The sequence below is a fragment of the Bradyrhizobium sp. 23 genome (assembly GCF_023073295.1).
GTDB classification, from domain to species: domain Bacteria; phylum Pseudomonadota; class Alphaproteobacteria; order Rhizobiales; family Xanthobacteraceae; genus Bradyrhizobium; species Bradyrhizobium canariense_D.
On the sequence record NZ_JADPJF010000018.1, the window covers coordinates 17255 to 33403 of the forward strand.

General features: G+C 61.0%; 14 protein-coding genes. 4 read left to right on the top strand and 10 right to left on the bottom strand.

Annotated elements, in window-relative coordinates:
• The first annotated feature begins 98 nt into the window (after positions 1–98).
• The gene (locus IVB32_RS02895) at positions 99–1049 is read left to right on the top strand and encodes a LysR family transcriptional regulator (protein ID WP_247368615.1); all 951 of its coding nucleotides are present in this window, start codon (positions 99–101) and stop codon (positions 1047–1049) included.
• A gap of 31 nt (positions 1050–1080) precedes the next feature.
• On the opposite strand, the gene IVB32_RS02900 is transcribed toward IVB32_RS02895, so the two are convergent.
• From IVB32_RS02900 to IVB32_RS02940, 9 genes are all read right to left on the bottom strand, one after another.
• Positions 1081–2535, bottom strand: coding sequence for an aldehyde dehydrogenase family protein (locus tag IVB32_RS02900; protein WP_247409717.1), 1455 nt, complete (start codon positions 2533–2535; stop codon positions 1081–1083).
• Between the two features lie 94 nt (positions 2536–2629).
• Positions 2630–3436 (bottom strand): enoyl-CoA hydratase-related protein, encoded by an 807-nt coding sequence (locus IVB32_RS02905; RefSeq protein WP_247368611.1) that lies wholly within the window; start codon positions 3434–3436, stop codon positions 2630–2632.
• 29 nt (positions 3437–3465) lie between these two features.
• The gene (locus tag IVB32_RS02910) at positions 3466–5019 is read right to left on the bottom strand and encodes an AMP-binding protein (protein WP_247368610.1); all 1554 of its coding nucleotides are present in this window, start codon (positions 5017–5019) and stop codon (positions 3466–3468) included.
• A complete protein-coding gene (locus tag IVB32_RS02915; protein WP_247368608.1) occupies positions 5012–5536 on the bottom strand; it encodes a (2Fe-2S)-binding protein in 525 nt (174 codons plus the stop codon). Before IVB32_RS02915 ends, IVB32_RS02910 begins: the two co-directional genes overlap by 8 nt.
• Positions 5533–6348: an FAD binding domain-containing protein gene (locus IVB32_RS02920; RefSeq protein WP_247368606.1), complete on the bottom strand. Its 816-nt coding sequence runs from the start codon at positions 6346–6348 to the stop codon at positions 5533–5535. Before IVB32_RS02920 ends, IVB32_RS02915 begins: the two co-directional genes overlap by 4 nt.
• On the bottom strand, positions 6345–9350 hold the full coding sequence (locus IVB32_RS02925; protein ID WP_247368604.1) for a molybdopterin cofactor-binding domain-containing protein: 3006 nt from the start codon (positions 9348–9350) through the stop codon (positions 6345–6347). Before IVB32_RS02925 ends, IVB32_RS02920 begins: the two co-directional genes overlap by 4 nt.
• A gap of 129 nt (positions 9351–9479) precedes the next feature.
• Positions 9480–10319 (bottom strand): helix-turn-helix transcriptional regulator, encoded by an 840-nt coding sequence (locus IVB32_RS02930; protein WP_247368602.1) that lies wholly within the window; start codon positions 10317–10319, stop codon positions 9480–9482.
• A gap of 130 nt (positions 10320–10449) precedes the next feature.
• Entirely contained in the window at positions 10450–11871 is a 1422-nt protein-coding gene (locus tag IVB32_RS02935; protein WP_247368600.1) for a UbiD family decarboxylase, read from the bottom strand.
• A gap of 32 nt (positions 11872–11903) precedes the next feature.
• Positions 11904–12521: a UbiX family flavin prenyltransferase gene (locus IVB32_RS02940; RefSeq protein WP_247368647.1), complete on the bottom strand. Its 618-nt coding sequence runs from the start codon at positions 12519–12521 to the stop codon at positions 11904–11906.
• A gap of 177 nt (positions 12522–12698) precedes the next feature.
• Between IVB32_RS02940 and IVB32_RS02945 the strand changes: the two genes are divergently transcribed.
• The 3 genes from IVB32_RS02945 (at position 12699) to IVB32_RS02955 (ending at position 14964) form a co-directional block, all read left to right on the top strand.
• Positions 12699–13649, top strand: a complete 951-nt coding sequence (locus IVB32_RS02945; RefSeq protein ID WP_247368645.1) for a LysR family transcriptional regulator — start codon at positions 12699–12701, stop codon at positions 13647–13649.
• Between the two features lie 84 nt (positions 13650–13733).
• Positions 13734–14051, top strand: coding sequence for a hypothetical protein (locus IVB32_RS02950; RefSeq protein WP_247368597.1), 318 nt, complete (start codon positions 13734–13736; stop codon positions 14049–14051).
• Positions 14017–14964 carry a tripartite tricarboxylate transporter substrate binding protein gene (locus IVB32_RS02955; protein WP_346348217.1) on the top strand — a complete coding sequence of 316 codons (948 nt, stop codon included), beginning with the start codon at positions 14017–14019 and terminating at the stop codon, positions 14962–14964. Before IVB32_RS02950 ends, IVB32_RS02955 begins: the two co-directional genes overlap by 35 nt.
• Positions 14965–15313: 349 nt before the next feature.
• Here the strand turns inward: IVB32_RS02955 and IVB32_RS02960 are convergent, their stop codons facing one another.
• The gene (locus tag IVB32_RS02960; protein ID WP_247409719.1) at positions 15314–16018 is read right to left on the bottom strand and encodes a TetR family transcriptional regulator; all 705 of its coding nucleotides are present in this window, start codon (positions 16016–16018) and stop codon (positions 15314–15316) included.
• Positions 16019–16149: the final 131 nt, after the last annotated feature.

Consider the following 16149-nt stretch of genomic DNA (forward strand, 5'->3'; position numbering starts at 1 on the left):
CTAAGCTTGCCAAAGTCGGGACGATAGCGCATTTGTAGACTACCATCGTTCCATAAATGGGACGAGCGGACGAGATCCGAGATCGAGGAGTGCAGTCGATGGCCAGAAAACTGGACCTGAACGCGCTGCTGCTGTTTTTTGAAGTCGTGAACGCTCGCAGCATCAGCAGCGCTTCGAAAAAACTCGATATCCCAAAATCCACGGTCAGCCGTAAGCTGATGTTTCTGGAGGATCAGCTTGGCGCAGTGCTGTTCAAGAAAGGAGGCCGCAAGCTTGCGGTCACCGACATCGGTCAGGCTCTCTACGAGCATTGCGAACGCATCGCCGCCGAAATAGAGGAAGCTGGTCTCGGCACGACGCGAATGCAAACCGAACTGCGGGGAATGCTGCGCGTGAGCATGCCTGTGGATTTTGGCACCGGTTGGCTCAGCAGCGCTATCGCCGCGTTCGCTGTCAGTTATCCCGACATTCATCTTGTGATCGACGCTAACAGCCGCTGGATCGACGTATCGGTCGAACCCTACGACGTCGCAGTACAACTCGGCACTCTTCCGGAGACGCACGGTGGCATCCGCCACCTGGCAAGCATCACGCGAGGCGTTTATGCAAGCCCGTCATTTCTGGAAAGAAAGGGCGTTCCCCTCAGCGTCGACGATTTCGAACGCTTCGATTGCATCGTGACCGAGCATCAACGCGCCGAAGGCGTCTGGAATTTTCGCAGCGAGCTTGGTGTCAAGGTGATCGACGTGGTGGGGCGGATTTCCGTGAATCACATCGGCGTCGCGCGCGAGCTCGTGATCGGCGGGGTCGGACTTGGCATCCTCCCGAACATCATGTGTCAGAACGACGTAAGGGCGAAACGGCTGGTGCGCGTACTCACCGACTGGGAAAGTCCGTCGCTGCAGGTCAGCGCGACATTCCTCGGCAAGCGCAAGGAATCGCGCCGCCTGCGCGCATTTCTCGATTTCATGGAGCGCAAGCTCAAGATCGAAGGCAGCGCCGGCCAACCATTGTCGGCTGCGCAAGGTGTGGAACTGACAAAGACTTGATGGTAGCATTATCGAAGGAGACCGCTCGCCTCTACACCACACCGCAATTCTGATAGACGTGCTTGATCTCGACAAAATCGTTCAGCGCCTCATAGCCGTGGAGGCGGCCAAGACCGCTGCGGCGGTAGCCGCCCGTCTCGGCTTCGGCAAACAGCTTGTTGTGGTCATTGATCCAGACGGTTCCATTGCGCAGCGCACGTGCCACCCGCATCGCGCGTGCGCCGTCGTTGGTCCATACACTGGCTGAGAGGCCATATTCGGTGTGATTGGCGCGGGCGACGGCCTCCTTTTCGTCTTCAAACTTCTCGATCACCACCAACGGGCCGAAGATTTCCTCCTGGACGAAGAATGCAGCGCTGTCCCGGTGCGCGACAAGCGTCGGCGTCAAAAAGAATCCCCGGGAAAGATCGCCGTCCGGCCGTCCCCCGCAAAGGACAACCTCGTCGGCAACGTCAATAGCTTCTGCAATTCGCCTGGAGACGTTTTCCAGAGAGGTCGCGTCGATCAGGGGCCCCATCTCCACTGCGCTTTCTGTGCCTGCTCCAATCTTGACGCGTGCGAGCGCGGACCCGAGTGCACTCTTCATTTCATCGTAACGCGAAGCGTGGACCAGTACGCGGCGGGCTGCGGTGCATTGCTGCCCAGCGATGATCGTGGCCGCCGCAGCAAGCTTCGGCGCAACGTCAGCCACTTCCGCATCTTCGAAAACAAGACAGGACGATTTCCCGCCCAGTTCAAGCGGCAGCTTCTTCATGGTCGGGGCCGCCGCTGCCATAATGCGCTGGCCAGTGGCGTTTGAACCGGTGAAGCTTATGACGTCGACTTCGGGTGAGGTGACGAGATATTGCGCAACCTCATGCCCCTGTTCTGAGAGAAGATTGACGACTCCTTTGGGCAACCCCGCGATTTCGTGGAGGCATTTTACAAGCTCCGCAGTGATCATCGCAGTTTGCGGCGCTGGTTTTATAACGACGGTACAGCCCGCGCAAAGCGCCGGCGTAAGCGCGCGGATCAAAAGCACTGCAGGCGCATTCCACGGGATGATGAGCCCGGCGACACCGGCCGGTTCCTTGAGCAGCGTCGAATATGCTCCGGGTTCGACTTCGAACACGTGACCGGGAATGTAGCGTGTCAAGCCGGCATAGTAGCGGATCTCCGATACGCTGGCGGCGACCTCGCCCCGCGAGTGCGCGAGCGGCTTTCCATTCTCCAGTGTAAGGAGATGCGCCAGTTGCTCGCCGCGGCTCTCCATCAGATCGGCCCATCGCAGCATCACATGTTGGCGGAGTCGTGCATTCTGCGCCCACTCGGGACGGTCAAAGGCGCGGCGTGCCGCGGCAACGGCCGCTTCTGCATCCGCGCGCCCGCTTGCTGCATAACTTCCCAGGAACTGCTGGGTCGACGGGTCAATGCTCGGCACCGTTCGCCCGGATTGAGCGGGTTGCCAAAGACCGTCGACGAGATTGCGAGCCTGCATTGATGTCATGAAATGCTGATCCTGGAGTTTGCTTGCGAAGCGGACACAACGACGTGACCCGGCGAGTGGGGCTCCTTCTGCCGGGTGACGTTCGATGCTGGCCTTAGAGTCCGGTAAAATTCGGAGCGCGTTTGGCGTTGAAGGCCTCGACACCTTCCTTGAAATCCGCCGATTGACGTAGACGGCTGTAGCAATGGCCCTCGAGTTCGATCGCAATCGCCAGCGTCGAATCCTCGGTATCGTTGAGGAGCTTCTTTGCCGTCCGCTGAGCCAACGGCGAGAACGTGCGAAGCTCGTCGACGAACTTGTCGGTCGCCTTTTCCAGTTCACCATCAGGCACGCACTCGGTCGCAATTCCCCATTCCTGCGCCTGCTTTCCCGTAATCCGCTTCGAACGCATCACGATGTCCTTGGTACGGGTGATGCCGATCATCTTCTGCAGGCGTGCGGATCCGCCCGAACCGGGAATTTGTCCGAGTTTCTGCTCCGGCAAGGCGTAAAATGTGGTCTCAGATGCGATCCTGAAGTCGCACGCCAGAGAGAGCTCGAACCCGACCCCGAAACAATATCCCCGGTTGGCGACGATCACCGGCTTGGCGCAGCGCGCCGGCGAGGCGATGTTCCAGGCGAGCTTCGACACGTGCTCCGGCGTTGCTTCCATGAAGCCTCCGATATTTCCGCCGCTCGAGAAATGCTCGCCGATTGATCGCACGACAATCACCCTGACACGAGGATCCTCGTCCAGCGTCTCGAACACCAGCCGAAGCTGGTCGCGCTGCGGCATCGCCACGATGTTGTACGGAGGCCGGTTGAGAATGATGTCGGCCCGTTCATGCGCCTCGTCGATTTCCACCTGAAAGCCGTCGAGTTTACCGAGACGCGGGTCGGTGAAGTTGAAAGGTGATGGCATTTTCGTTTTTCCTCTTTTGATACTTAAAATCAGGCTGTGGTTGATGGCGATCGACTTTCGGCTTCATATTCACCGGCGACGAGCAGTCGCCTCAGCATTTTTCCCACGGGGGACTTCGGGATGGCGTCGACGAAGACGAAGCGGCGCGGACGCTTGAAGTTGGCCAGTCCGGAGTCGCGGCAGAATGCTTCGAGTTCGCCTTCGCTGACCGGAGCACTGCGCTTCACGAAAGCAGCGACGATCTTGCCCCATTTCTCGTCCGCGAGACCGACGACTGCTACCTCGGACACGGCCGGATGCAGCGACAGGCAGCTTTCGATTTCGACGGGAGATACGTTTTCTCCTCCCGTGATGATCATGTCATCGACGCGACCGGTGACGAATAGATCGCCATCCCGATCCGCAAAACCGGTATCGCCGGTGAAATACCAGCCGTCTCGCAGAGATTTGGCGTCCGCATCAGGACGCCTCCAATAGCCCTCGAACGATTCGTCGCCCGCGAGCAGCGCGATGATTTCGCCTTCCTCGTTGAGCCCGGCCATGTCCGCCGCCGACCGGGCCTCGAGTTTGACGACTTTGACGTGCTGGTTGATACCCGCCCTGCCCGCCGATCCTGGTTTGGCAACAGAGTTCGGCTCGATAGTGAAGGTGTAGATTTCGGAGCTGCCGTAATGATTGACGAACAGGTCAGGTTTGAACGTCTGGTCCAACTTTTTCAAAAGGCCATCGGTCATTGGCGCGCCCGCGAATCCGAGCTTGCGCACGCTGGAAATATCGGTGTGCACGAACTCGGGGTGATGGACCAGGTCGTGATAGAGCGTCGGAACCAGATAGAGATTCGTCACCCTCTCTCGCTCAATGGCCGCGAGGGCCTGTCTCGCGTCGTAGCGCGGCAGACACACGAAGGTGCCGCCGATCAACGACATTGAAAGCAGCGATCGCACGCCCATTGTATGATAGAGCGGCATGACGCCGAGGGTACGTTCATCACGACCGTACAGATTTTGCGCCACATGGGCGACGCTTGCGGCGCGCTCCGCCCGGTGGCGGCGCGGAACCCCTTTTGGTTTCGACGTCGTCCCCGACGTGTAGAGCATGATCGACCAGGCGTCCGGACCCACGCGTGGCGTGATCTCAGGCACCGATTTTGCCAGCATCTCTCCGAACGAAACTGAACCTCGGTCCTCTGCGGCGGTGCCGCCGACTGCGATGCGCAGCGTGCTGCGCAGGAACTTCGAGCCCGCCACGGCTTCCGCCGAAACGCCTTCGTAGATCACCGCCCGCGATTCCGAGTTCTCGATGCAGAAATCCAGCTCGTCGGACTTGGCCCGCCAGTTGACCGGAGTGATCACGATACCGGCGAATTGGCAGGCCCAATGGATGGTGGCGGCCTCCCAGCGGTTCTGCAGCGCGGTCGCAATGTGATCGCCCGGCTTCAGCCCAAGCTCGTCGAACAACGCGACCACTGATGATATTCGCGCGTACCACTGCGAATAGGTAAGGCGAAGGTCGCCATCGACGATCGCTACCGCAGCAGGGTCGCGGGCCACGCTCGCAACGAAGCTGGTTCCGAGATCAAGCATGTGTCTTCTCTTCGCTTGTGGAGGAGCTTGCCAGCTCACGCGCGGCATCGAGAGCCGCGCGGACAATGGGCGTATAGCCCGTGCAACGGCACAGATGACCACTCAGCAGGTCGCGGATATCGCCCTCATCGGGCGTCGGATGGTCGCGCAGGAAGTGATCAAGCGACATGAGGATTCCGGCCGTGCAAAAGCCGCACTGCAGCGCGTGATGGCGTTTGAACGCGGACTGCAGCACGCCGAGGCGGTCGGGTAACGGTGCGAGACCCTCCACGGTCCGCACTTCGCTGCCGTCGATCTGGACGGCGAGCGTCAGGCACGCCCGTGTGACCATGCCATCAACGGTGACGGTGCAGGCTCCGCAGACACCGTGCTCGCATCCGACATGGGTTCCGGTGACACCGATATGGTGGCGCAGAAAATCGGTCAACAGCATCCGGGGTTCAGCCTCGCCATGCGCGGTCGAACCGTTCAAAGTGAAGCTGATACGATGCCGCCGCTCCGATTGCAGACGCGTCATTGCAATACCTCCCGCACGAGGTCGCGTCCGATCAAGCGGACCAGATCACGCCGATATCGGGCCGTTGCATGTACGTCGTCCCGCGCGTCCAGTTCGTATGCGAGCGCGTTCAACGCATCGTCGAGGGCGCTGCCGTCGAGGTGCGGCCAATCGCGCAGGACGGCGGTGTCCGCAACGCCGCCGACCGCGAAGCGGACGCCGTTCCGATCGGCGACCGCCGCGCATGCGACGATCGCGAAATCGCCGTGACGCCGCGCCACCTCACGAAACGCGCAACGTGTCGCGTTGCCCGACGGAAAGGAAACCGCTTCGATCAATTCGTCGTCGGCGCGGGCCGTTGACATCATGCCCGTGAAGAATTCGCTGGCCGCAACCCTTCGGCGCTTCCTGGCGGTTCGCAAATGGACCTCACCACCCAGCGCCAGGAGAGCCAGCGGCATTTCCGCACTCGGATCAGCGTGCGCAATCGAACCGCAGATGGTGCCGCGGCTGCGGGTCTGGACGTGGCCTATCCACGGCAGCGCCAACGCCACAAGATTCAATTTATCGGCAAGCGAGGGCCAGGTCAGCAGAGCCGTTTGCCTGACTCCGGCGCCGACCGTTACGGATCCGGCCCTGGTTTCGATGCGGTCGAGTTCCTTTAACCGCATGATGTCGATCAGGACTTTCGGCTTCGCCAGCCGCGTGTTGAGCATCGCCATCAGCGACTGCCCGCCCGCCATGATCCGCGCGTCGCCGCCTTCGGCGGCCAGAACGGCAAGGGCTTCCTCGAGCGTCTCCGCTCGGACATAATCGAACCGAGCCGGCTTCACGACGGCCTCCTGAACAGATACCGCAGCTTGCCGATCAGGGACGCCCCGGTAACTGCAGCCGCCGCGCCGCCCGCCTGGCGGGCCAAGGCCGAAAAGAACTGTCCAATGATGACGCGTGCCGCTCCATCCAACAGACGGCCGCCGATACTTGCGACCTTGCCGCCGATGACTGCGCCGTATTCATAACGCACCAACGTACCGCCGTTCTCAGGCGTCAGCGTGATGCGGCCTTCGCCGCTGCCGAACCCGAGAGCGCCTTCAGCGGAGCCCCCCAGCGTCACGGCGCGGGGCGCGTCGAAATCGGACAATGTCACCTCGGCGCGGTAGCGGCCCTTGACCGGCCCGATTCCGATCGTGACGTCGGCATGAAAATGCGTGTCGGAGATCTTCTCTACCCCGTGACACCCCGGAATGACGGCCTGCAATGTTGCGGGGTCGAGCAGCATCTCCCAGACCGCCTCGGGCGAAGCATTGACCTTCGCACTGCCTTCGCCATTGAGCTGACGACCGCTCCTGCCGGATTTCGGCGTTTCGGCACGGCGCCCAGCCGGAGGGATCGGCTCGGCCCCGCGAACGATCTCGGTCAATCTGGCGGGTACGATCGGCAGCTCCACGTCTTTGGTGCCAAGCGCATCGGCTACCGCGTTGGCGATGCAGACCGGCGTCGACATGCAATTCCCCTCCCCGACGCCCTTCGATCCGAGCGGAGTGAAAGGCGACCGTGTCTCCATATGAAGGATGACGGGATCGGGGACTTCGGCCGTGGTCGGCAGCAGGTAGTCGGCAAATGTGCCCGTCAGGAAACTGCCGTCCGGCGCGTAAGCGTACTCTTCGTAGAGGGCGGCGCCCAACGCCTGCGCGAACCCGCCGCGGATCTGCCCGTCGACCATTGCGGGATGCAGGATCCTGCCGCAATCGTGCATGGTCACATAGCGGTCGATGCGCGTCATCAGGGTCGTGCGGTCGATTTCAACGCCGCAGAAATCGAAGATGAAGCCGTAGCAAAGCGACGAGTTGATCCTGTCCTCGTCGTCCGGCGGCGTGAGTTCGGGCGGCGTCCAGAACACAGTCTCGCGAATGGTCTGTTGGACGTCATCGGGCAAGGTGCCGGGCGCCCAATGGCTCAGTGCGGCGAGCCGCGAGAACGCTATTCTGTTGTCCGGGTTCCGCTTCGAGTTCACGCTGCCGTTTGCGAACATGATGTCGTCCGCATCGGTATTGAACTGGCACGCGGCGACGCGCGCCAGACGTGCTGCAATGCGTTCGGCAGCAAGCTTGGCGGTACCGGCGACCGCCGCAGCGAAGCGGCTCGCATAGTTGCCGGACGCGATCGACCATGCATCTTTCGCGGTATCGATTTCGGTATTGACCCGTACGTCAGCAGGAGTGAGGCCGAAGACGTCGGCCACCACCTGAGACAAAACGGTTCGGTGCCCCTGTCCCTGGGGGACCGATGCGACGTGAACGGTGATGCTACCGACGGGGTCGAGGGTCACGGTGGCCGTGGCTTGCGCGCCGTTTTTCGGTCCGGCCTTGCGGCGCTCGGCCGCGGTCAACACGGTGGTGATATACCCCATGTTTGAGACGCTTGGCTCGACTACAGCCGCATATCCGATTCCGTAGAGCCTGCCTTCGGCCCGAGCGGCGTCTCGGCGGGCTTTCAGCTCATCGAGCGCCCCACCCGCGGTGCCGCGCGCGATCGCTTCCTGATAGTCGCCGGAATCGAGCAAGGCGCCTGTCGCGCTCCGGTAGGGAAAAGCATCAGCCGGAACCAGATTTCGCTTGATGACATCCAACGGATCGAGATTTAGCTCGACAGCGATCCGCTGCACCAACCGTTCCAGCGCAAAATAGACCTGCGGTCCGCCGAAGCCGCGATTCAAGCCAGTCGGCGTCTTGTTGGTAACGACGACCCGGTTCCGCACCGCGACGTGACGAACGTCATATGCGCCCGTCAGGTTGCCGTGCATGCGGTAGAGCGTGGCGGGTTCGGGCGCCCGCAAATGCGCACCGCAATCCTCCACCTGATCCCAGTCGAGCGCCAAAATCCTGCCATCGGATGCGACTGCCGCCGAAAGCGTGGTGGCACGGTTTGTCGCGGACACGGAGGCCGTCAGATGCTCCAGGCGGTCTTCGATCCACTTGACGGGACGACCGACCGCGCGCGATGCAGCGCAGAGAAGCACGATGTAGGGAAACACGCCCTGCTTGACGCCGAAACTGCCGCCGGAATCCGGAGGGGTACGCAGCCGCACGCGGTTGCCGGGCACTTTCAAGGCACGCGAGATCACCGCATGGATGCTGAAAGGTCCCTGGAAGTTTGCGAGTATGTCGAAGGCATCTTCTGACGCGTCATAATCAGCGATGACGCCATAGGTTTCGATCGGCGTGCATGAATTGCGGGGATATCTGATGTCGACCGAGATACGGTGGGCAGCTTCGACGAATGCGCGATCGGGATCGCCGTAGCGGAAGGCCCGGTCGCTCGCGACGTTCCCACGAAATCCATCATGAAGAACGGGGGATTCGGGCGACAACGCCTTGAGCGGGTCAATGTTGGCGGAAAGCGCCCGGTACTGCACGACGATCAAATCGACCGCGTCCTCCGCCTTATATCTGTCAGACGCGATCACAACGGCGACCGGCTCCCCGACATAGCGGACCCGTCCGACCGCGATCGGCCAGCATTCGACCGGAGCCTTCACGCCGACGACAAGGCTGGCGGTCAGTGCCTTGATGTCGTCACCGGTCAAGACCGCGACAACCCCGTCCGCATGCCGCGCGATTTCGCTATCGATCCCAGCTATCTCAGCGTGAGCGTGGGGCGAACGCAGGATGGCGGCGTACAGCGTGCCGGGGCGGACGCCGAGGTCGTCGATAAAACGGCCGCGACCGGTTAGCAGCCCAGCATCCTCGACGCGTTCGATCGAACGCCCGACCCACGGCCGGTCGGCGCCTCCGCTCTCGATCAATGTTGCGGTTCGGGCCGCGTCCTGCACCATGTCTTCGCCTGCTTCCCGACGCATTATTCGATGCGACGCAGACACTTGTCAGGACTGAGGGTGCAGGGCCATACCGCCCGCTCTCAGGACTTACCAAATCGTCTCATTTGAAGGAGCAGCCGCCGCAAATCAGCTCGCAAGACGCGAGACGTTGCGGAATTCGCGCGGGCTAACGCCGGCATGATCACGGAAGAAGCGCGTGAAGTGCGCGGGCTCGGGAAACCCGAAGCGCTCGCTGAGCTCACCGAGCGGGGTGTCCTCGCGCATCACCGCGTCCAGTGCCCGTTCCATCCGCACGACATTGAGATAGAGTTTTGGCGAGACTCCGAGCGAGGTCTCGAACAGGCGGAAGAACTGCGCACGCGAGAGGCCTGCTCCCCTCACGAACTGATCGACGCTCGCGTAGGAATCCCTGCTACGCATGGCATCCATCGCGCGTCGGATCCGCCAGTCGCAGCTCACCGCGCTCATGCCCCGGATCGAGTTTGAAAAACTGCGCCAGGGCGTGAACCGCTCGATCACCGCAATCATGAGATCCGACAACGTCTGCTCATGGGCGCACAGGGCGTCCGGATGCGCCATCATATCGGCCGCGAGGCGCAGCGTAAGCTGGCGAATGCGCGGAGAAATCTCGCCCGACGGTTGCTCGAAGAACCCGGGCGCGCCGCTGGCGGCCCATCCCGGCCGGAACTCCTTTAGCCATTCAGGCTCTATATAGAGCGCCAGGATAAGGGTTCGCGGCCGGTTGACGTCATGCACGTAGGCGTGCGGCTTCCACCCGTCGACGAGCACGGCGGCCGTGTCCGTAAGCGGATAGACCCGGTCGCCAACCAGGAACTGCGTGTCGGCGCCTTCGACCTTGAGCAGGACATGGCAGTGATGATGGGCGTGACGGACCAGCGAACGGTCCATGTCGAGCAGAGCGACCCTGCCGAAAGCACCGTGAGCGATGCGCAGGGCCGTAGACATCAGGAGGACTTCCCTTGAGGCATTGCGATCCGGAATGATCTGGTTTCGGAAGCGCCAGTATAACTGGGATCTGGAACCGACGCTATTCGTGCGGATAGATTCAAGATGCAGTCATGCTGCGGCAATTGGATCACGACCGGACCTCTGCCAGAATTCGCGCGAAGGCGGCGTTCGGATCGGCTTGCAGAGCCGCGGCCAGATCGACCTGGTCCTCACCCTTCACACGTATCCGCTTGAAGGCGAGCTCGGGCGCATCGATGGGCGCTGTCGCGTCGAGGCCCATTTTTGCGCTAATACCATCGTTCGATGTCGGATCCAGCTTGGAGCCGAGGGCGCCGGCAACGACCAGCAAATCCCGGTCTGCCTGGAAGCGCGTGGCGACCGCCCATTCGATCTCGTCGGTGCTGCTGATGTCGACGTCCTTGTCCACCACGACCACCTGTTTGACGTCGTAATGGGCCCCGAACGCCGACATCATGACGTTCTTCGGCTCGCCATCATTGGTCTTGTCAATCTTGATCGCGAGATGGTAGCGGCACGTGCCACCGCGCGTGAGGCGGACATCGAGCACATTGGGAAAGCTGCGCCGCAGATGCTGGAGCAGGGTCGCCTCTCGTGGAACGCCGCCGAGGATGAGGTGCTCGTAGCCACCGCCGACGATGGTGTGGAAGATGGGCTGCGCTCGATGCGTGATCGCGTCCACCTCGATCACCTCGCGATTGGCACGGGGACCGTAATATTGAGGAAATTCGCCGAATGGTCCCTCCGGCTCGCGCACACCGGGCAGGATTCGTCCTTCGATCACGATTTCCGCGTGCGCGGGAACGCGCACCGAATTGGTCCGGCATTTCACGACGTCCACGGGTTTGCCCAGCAGCGCACCGGCAATCGCCATTTCGTCCTCGTCCAACGCCGCAATCGCCTGCGAGGCAAGCAGCAGGACCGGATGAGCGCCGATGACGATCGCGATTTCAAGCGCCTCCCCCTTCTTTTCAGCGATGCGATAGTAGGAGAGCGTGTGGCGCGGAAGCAGCAGGACGCCGATACGGTTCGGGCCGCTAATCTGGCAGCGGTGTATCGAGACGTTCTGGACGCCGGTTTCGGGATTGCGTGCGATCAGCAAGCCGGCCGTGATATACGGCCCGCTGTCGCGCTCGTTGTGCTTGGGAATCGGAAGCTGGCGGAGCAAATCGACGTTGCCATGGACGACCTCCTGCACTAGCCCGCTTGCCACTTCATGGGTCGGCAGCGGCTCGCGCGCGGCCGCTAGAAATCGCGACAGCAATTGATCCTCGCTGACCCCGATGGCGTCAGCGACCCAGTCACGACCGGTAAACAGATTGGCGACGATTGGAATCTCGTGTCCGCCGGGACGCGGAAACAACACGGCACGGTCGCGCTCAAGGCGCTTGGCGACCGCGGCCAGTTCGTCGACGAGGCCAATGCCTTCGCGAGCAATCGCGAGCCTGCCACGTCCGATAAGATGGGTAAGCCATGCTCGCAGATCGGAAGGAGGATTAGCCTCTTGCCTTACCATGTGTTCAGTTCGCATATGACTGGTCTTTCCTCAAGTCGTCACAATCGTCAGGGAACGATCTTGCGCACCGCTCGCGGACGATGCTTCAGCGCATCGTCCTCGCCCCAGCGGCGCACGATGCCGACATCCACGTCGAACAGGTCGAGCACGCGGCCAACGGTATGATCGACCATCTCTTCCAGGTTCTCAGGCTTGGCATAGAACGCGGGCACCGGCGGCGCGACGATTGCGCCCATCTCGGACAATGCCGTCATCGTGCGCAGATGGCCGGTGTGCAGCGGGGTTTCGCGCACCATGAGCACCAGGCGTCGACGCTCCTTGAGCACGACGTCGGCGGCGCGGGTCAGCAGCGTAGTGGTCACGCCAGATGCAATTTCGGACATCGAACGCATCGAGCAAGGTGCTACGATCATGCCGGCGGTGCGGAACGAGCCGCTCGATATCGGGGCAGCCATGTCATCGATCGCATGGCTGACATTGGCAAGCCCCCTCACCTCCGCGATCTTCAGGTCCGTCTCATAGGCGAAAGTCAGTTCGGCGGTCTTCGACATCACCAGATGTGTCTCGACGCCGGCGTTGCGCAACAATTGCAGCATGCGCACGCCATAAGTGACGCCCGATGCACCCGAAACACCGATGATGAGCCGCTTGGGCGTGGCCTGCATGTTTGTCATTCCGCTCCCATGATTGGCGTTCGGGGGGCCCATGACCGAGCCGCGCAACCGATGGACAAGACTAGGCAGTGGCCATCATCAGCACAAATAATGATTGATTATGGTATCGATCACCTGAAATGATTGCTTCATCCGCCGAACGAGGAGAACGCCGTGGAAATCAGGCAGATGCAATATTTCCTGTGCCTGGCCGAAGAAAAGAGCGTCACCCGCGCGGCACGCCAGCTCAACATCGTGCAACCCGCGCTGAGCATGCAGATCGCCAAGCTCGAGGCCGAGCTTGGCCAGAAGCTGTTCGACCGCAGCGTTCAGGGGATGACGCTGACCAGCGCGGGCGAGACGCTGCTGCGTTTGACGGCGCCGATCGTGCGCGATGCCGAGCACGCGCAGCAGGAGATGGCGCAACTCGGCGGACGCATCTCGGGCCGGGTGTCTGTCGGCCTCATCACCTCGGTCGCGCAAAGCATCATGGCAAGGTCATCGGCAACCGTTGCCAGCCGATACCCCGAGATCACTCTGTCCGCCTGTGAAGGCTACACCGAAACGCTGGTCGATTGGGTCAACACCGGCCAACTCGATTTCGCGCTCATCAACGTACCGCGCCGGCGGACTTCCCTCGCCGCGCATCACGTGATGGACGAGGAAATGGTCTTGGCCTGCCGGAAAGAGGGACCGATCAAGCCACCGGCAAGACTGCGCTTCGATCGCATCGCTGATTTCGATCTGGTGTTGCCCTCGAAACGGCATGGCTTGAGACTGATCCTCGACGAGCACGCTGCCGCGCTCGGCATCGACCTGAGACCGCGGCTGGAGCTCGACACCCTGCCAGCTCTGTGCGACGTGCTCGCGACCACCGATTTTGCAACGGTTTTGCCGACCATCGCGCTGCGGCAGTCCCTTTCGGCCGGGACCATCCGAGCCCATCGCTTCGACGAACAAAAAATCGTTCGCTCGATTGCCTGGGTTCATCATCCGCGAAGGGCGGTATCCGTCGCTGCAAGGGCCGTGCTTGACATTATCAGCCATGATCTGGCGGAGGCTGCGGCTTCGGTACGGACGCTCGTGGGGTCGCCTTCTAGCGGCTCGCGCCAACAGCTTCGCAGACGAACTACCTCCTAGACTTGGATTCGCCGAACCCACTCGGAAGGATGTCGCGCCGTAGCTCAGAATGAGACCGGTTGGTAAGTTTCGAGACGAACCGGCATGACGGTTATATTCCCGCCTGATTACGTTTTCGCCGCAAGCGCAGAATTCGTGGCGGGACAAGTTTTCCAGGCGAACGTCGAGGCCGCGGCCGCGGTGCCTCGCGCCATCCTAGCTCCCGGATATCTGGGCGAATTCCAACAGACTGCAATTCAAGAAGGCAGTCGAAAGATGGAGTCCGAACATGGGAAGGCTTGGTTGCAGCAGGACCACAAGGTGTTCGGCGCGGCATGCAGAAGGCTTCAGGAGCGCCCGGAGATCGCTCCTGTCCATATGCGCGGCTGTGATCCTTGCGGTCGCGCGGGCGCCCTCCGCTGAAGCGCAACCCACCGATTATCCCAGTCGACCGATCCAGGTGTACGTGCCTTTTGCCGGAGGCAGCGCCAGCGACGTGATCACGCGTATCCTGCTCAACAGGATGGCCACATCGCTGGGGCAGACTTTCGTGGTCGACAATCGCCCCGGCGCCGGCGGAAATATCGGCACTGCGGCAGCCGCGCATGCCGCACCGGACGGCTATACGCTGTTGATGAGCACCTCCGGGCCTCTGGCCGCGAATAAGTCGTTGTTCAGGGACCTCGGCTACGATCCACTGAAGGATCTCGCGCCGATTGGCCTGTTCGCGGTCCTGCCGAACGTCGTGGTCATCAATTCGAAACTTCCGCCGAAATCGCTTCGCGAATTGATCGAATACGCAAAGACACATCCCAAGGAACTGAACTATGGCACGGTCGGGGTCGGTTCGTCACAGCATCTGGCCGGCGCCTATTTCGAGCAACTCACCGGCACCGAACTCACACACGTCTCCTATCGCAACATTTCCAACTACACGCCGGACTTCCTCTCCGGCCAGGTGCCGCTCGGATTCCAGCTTCTGCCCAACGTGATCGGCCTGATCAGGAACGGCGATGCGCGGGCGCTCGCGGTTGCCAGCAGCAAGCGCATGACTGCGCTACCCGGCATCCCGACGGCTGCCGAGGCAGGCCTTCCGGACTACGAAAGCTCTGCCTGGCTTGCCCTGCTCGCGCCGGCCAACACTAACAAGACCGTGATCGACAAGCTTTATGCCGCTGTGGTGGAGGCCATGAATGATCCCAAGGTGCGCACCCTCTTCGTCGAGCAAGGCGCCGAACCGCTTGTCCTCGGCCCGGAAGAACTCAGAAACTTCATGGCGTCGGAAAGTGCCAAATGGGCCGCGATCATCAGAAAGATCGGAATTGAACCAATGTGAACGCGGCAGTTGATAGCGGCCTGGGGCGGCGGCGCTACCCACCGCCGGCTGAGCGACCTTTGCCTTGGTGCCGCCCTGCTGACGCTTTTCTCTTCATGAACGAGCATGAACTAAGTGATCTGCCGAACATCCATGAGATTGGTATCTCTGGGTTATCTAACAACAAGTGATCGGTGGCTCTGCAGGAATTCCTCCGGCGGAGCTTCCAACCATGCTGATCTCAACTAAGGTATCCGCGCAGGACAATTATCGGCACTAGGCTGCGCGCTTCATCAGCAGCCTGCGTTCTCGCGAATAGCTGTGTTATTCGTGAGCGAAAAGCGCATCAATCTATTCCCGTTGATCGGGGTCAACGTTGGCGCTTGGATTTAGGGAGGCCCTTGCTTTGTCCATCGAGATCTACATTCAAAAGACGGCGTGTCAATATCAATATCTGCTCCAGCGTTTCCGCATGTGATAGCCTTCCCTCAGGGTTGTACCAATAGGCCGAACGATCCCATTGGTTCATAATGGAAAGCGTGACGAACATTGGATCGACTGGATCGTTTTCACCGACGAAGTCCGTAACCAAACCGTGTATCTTGTATCTGTAATCGTCGAGACGCCTGCCAAAGTGTTTTCGCTCATCTTCGGAAAGAAACAGCTTCCCAAATTGAGGATCAATGAGCCGATCATTGGCCCGAGCGATCACCTGATGACGTAACTTATAACCCACATGACGCCGAGCGATTTCGAACAAGCGTTGGCCTCGCCCTATTTGATCGATATCTTTGAGGACGCATGAGAAGAAATTATCGATACCGAAATCAATCGCTGCTACGAGCAAAGCCTCCTTTGAAGGGTAGTAATTGTAAAGCGTCGGCGCACGCAGATCGACAGCGCTGGCAATTGTGCGCATACTGCAGGTCTCGTAACCTCGTTCAGCAAACAACGCTATGGCGGCCAGGAGAATGCGAATACGTGCCCGGCCAGCAGAAGATTCCGGCAGCTGAACAATGGCTGCCTCGTCGATTGCCTCGCCAAGATAACTGAGGGCTGCTCCGTCAGTTGGCACTAGCGCTCCTGTTCGAGTCCGCTTCATTACTGTCCGGCTCATCTACGTCTTGCTCCACACGACCAATCGACCTCAGCAAAAGAGTTGGCCGAACCATGCCGAACTGCCAAGCGCATCGATCCTCCAGGCGG

What these genes read in the sequence shown, in the direction of transcription:
- IVB32_RS02940 (WP_247368647.1), bottom strand. Translation starts at nt 12,521, where the DNA reads ATGCAGGCCACGCCCAAGCGGCTCATCATCGGTGTTTCGGGTGCATCG.
- IVB32_RS02950 (WP_247368597.1), top strand. Translation starts at nt 13,734, where the DNA reads ATGACGGTTATATTCCCGCCTGATTACGTTTTCGCCGCAAGCGCAGAA.
- IVB32_RS02930 (WP_247368602.1), bottom strand. Translation starts at nt 10,319, where the DNA reads ATGTCTACGGCCCTGCGCATCGCTCACGGTGCTTTCGGCAGGGTCGCT.
- IVB32_RS02915 (WP_247368608.1), bottom strand. Translation starts at nt 5,536, where the DNA reads ATGACGCGTCTGCAATCGGAGCGGCGGCATCGTATCAGCTTCACTTTG.
- IVB32_RS02935 (WP_247368600.1), bottom strand. Translation starts at nt 11,871, where the DNA reads ATGCGAACTGAACACATGGTAAGGCAAGAGGCTAATCCTCCTTCCGAT.
- IVB32_RS02895 (WP_247368615.1), top strand. Translation starts at nt 99, where the DNA reads ATGGCCAGAAAACTGGACCTGAACGCGCTGCTGCTGTTTTTTGAAGTC.
- IVB32_RS02945 (WP_247368645.1), top strand. Translation starts at nt 12,699, where the DNA reads ATGCAATATTTCCTGTGCCTGGCCGAAGAAAAGAGCGTCACCCGCGCG.
- IVB32_RS02905 (WP_247368611.1), bottom strand. Translation starts at nt 3,436, where the DNA reads ATGCCATCACCTTTCAACTTCACCGACCCGCGTCTCGGTAAACTCGAC.
- IVB32_RS02910 (WP_247368610.1), bottom strand. Translation starts at nt 5,019, where the DNA reads ATGCTTGATCTCGGAACCAGCTTCGTTGCGAGCGTGGCCCGCGACCCT.
- IVB32_RS02900 (WP_247409717.1), bottom strand. Translation starts at nt 2,535, where the DNA reads ATGACATCAATGCAGGCTCGCAATCTCGTCGACGGTCTTTGGCAACCC.
- IVB32_RS02925 (WP_247368604.1), bottom strand. Translation starts at nt 9,350, where the DNA reads ATGGTGCAGGACGCGGCCCGAACCGCAACATTGATCGAGAGCGGAGGC.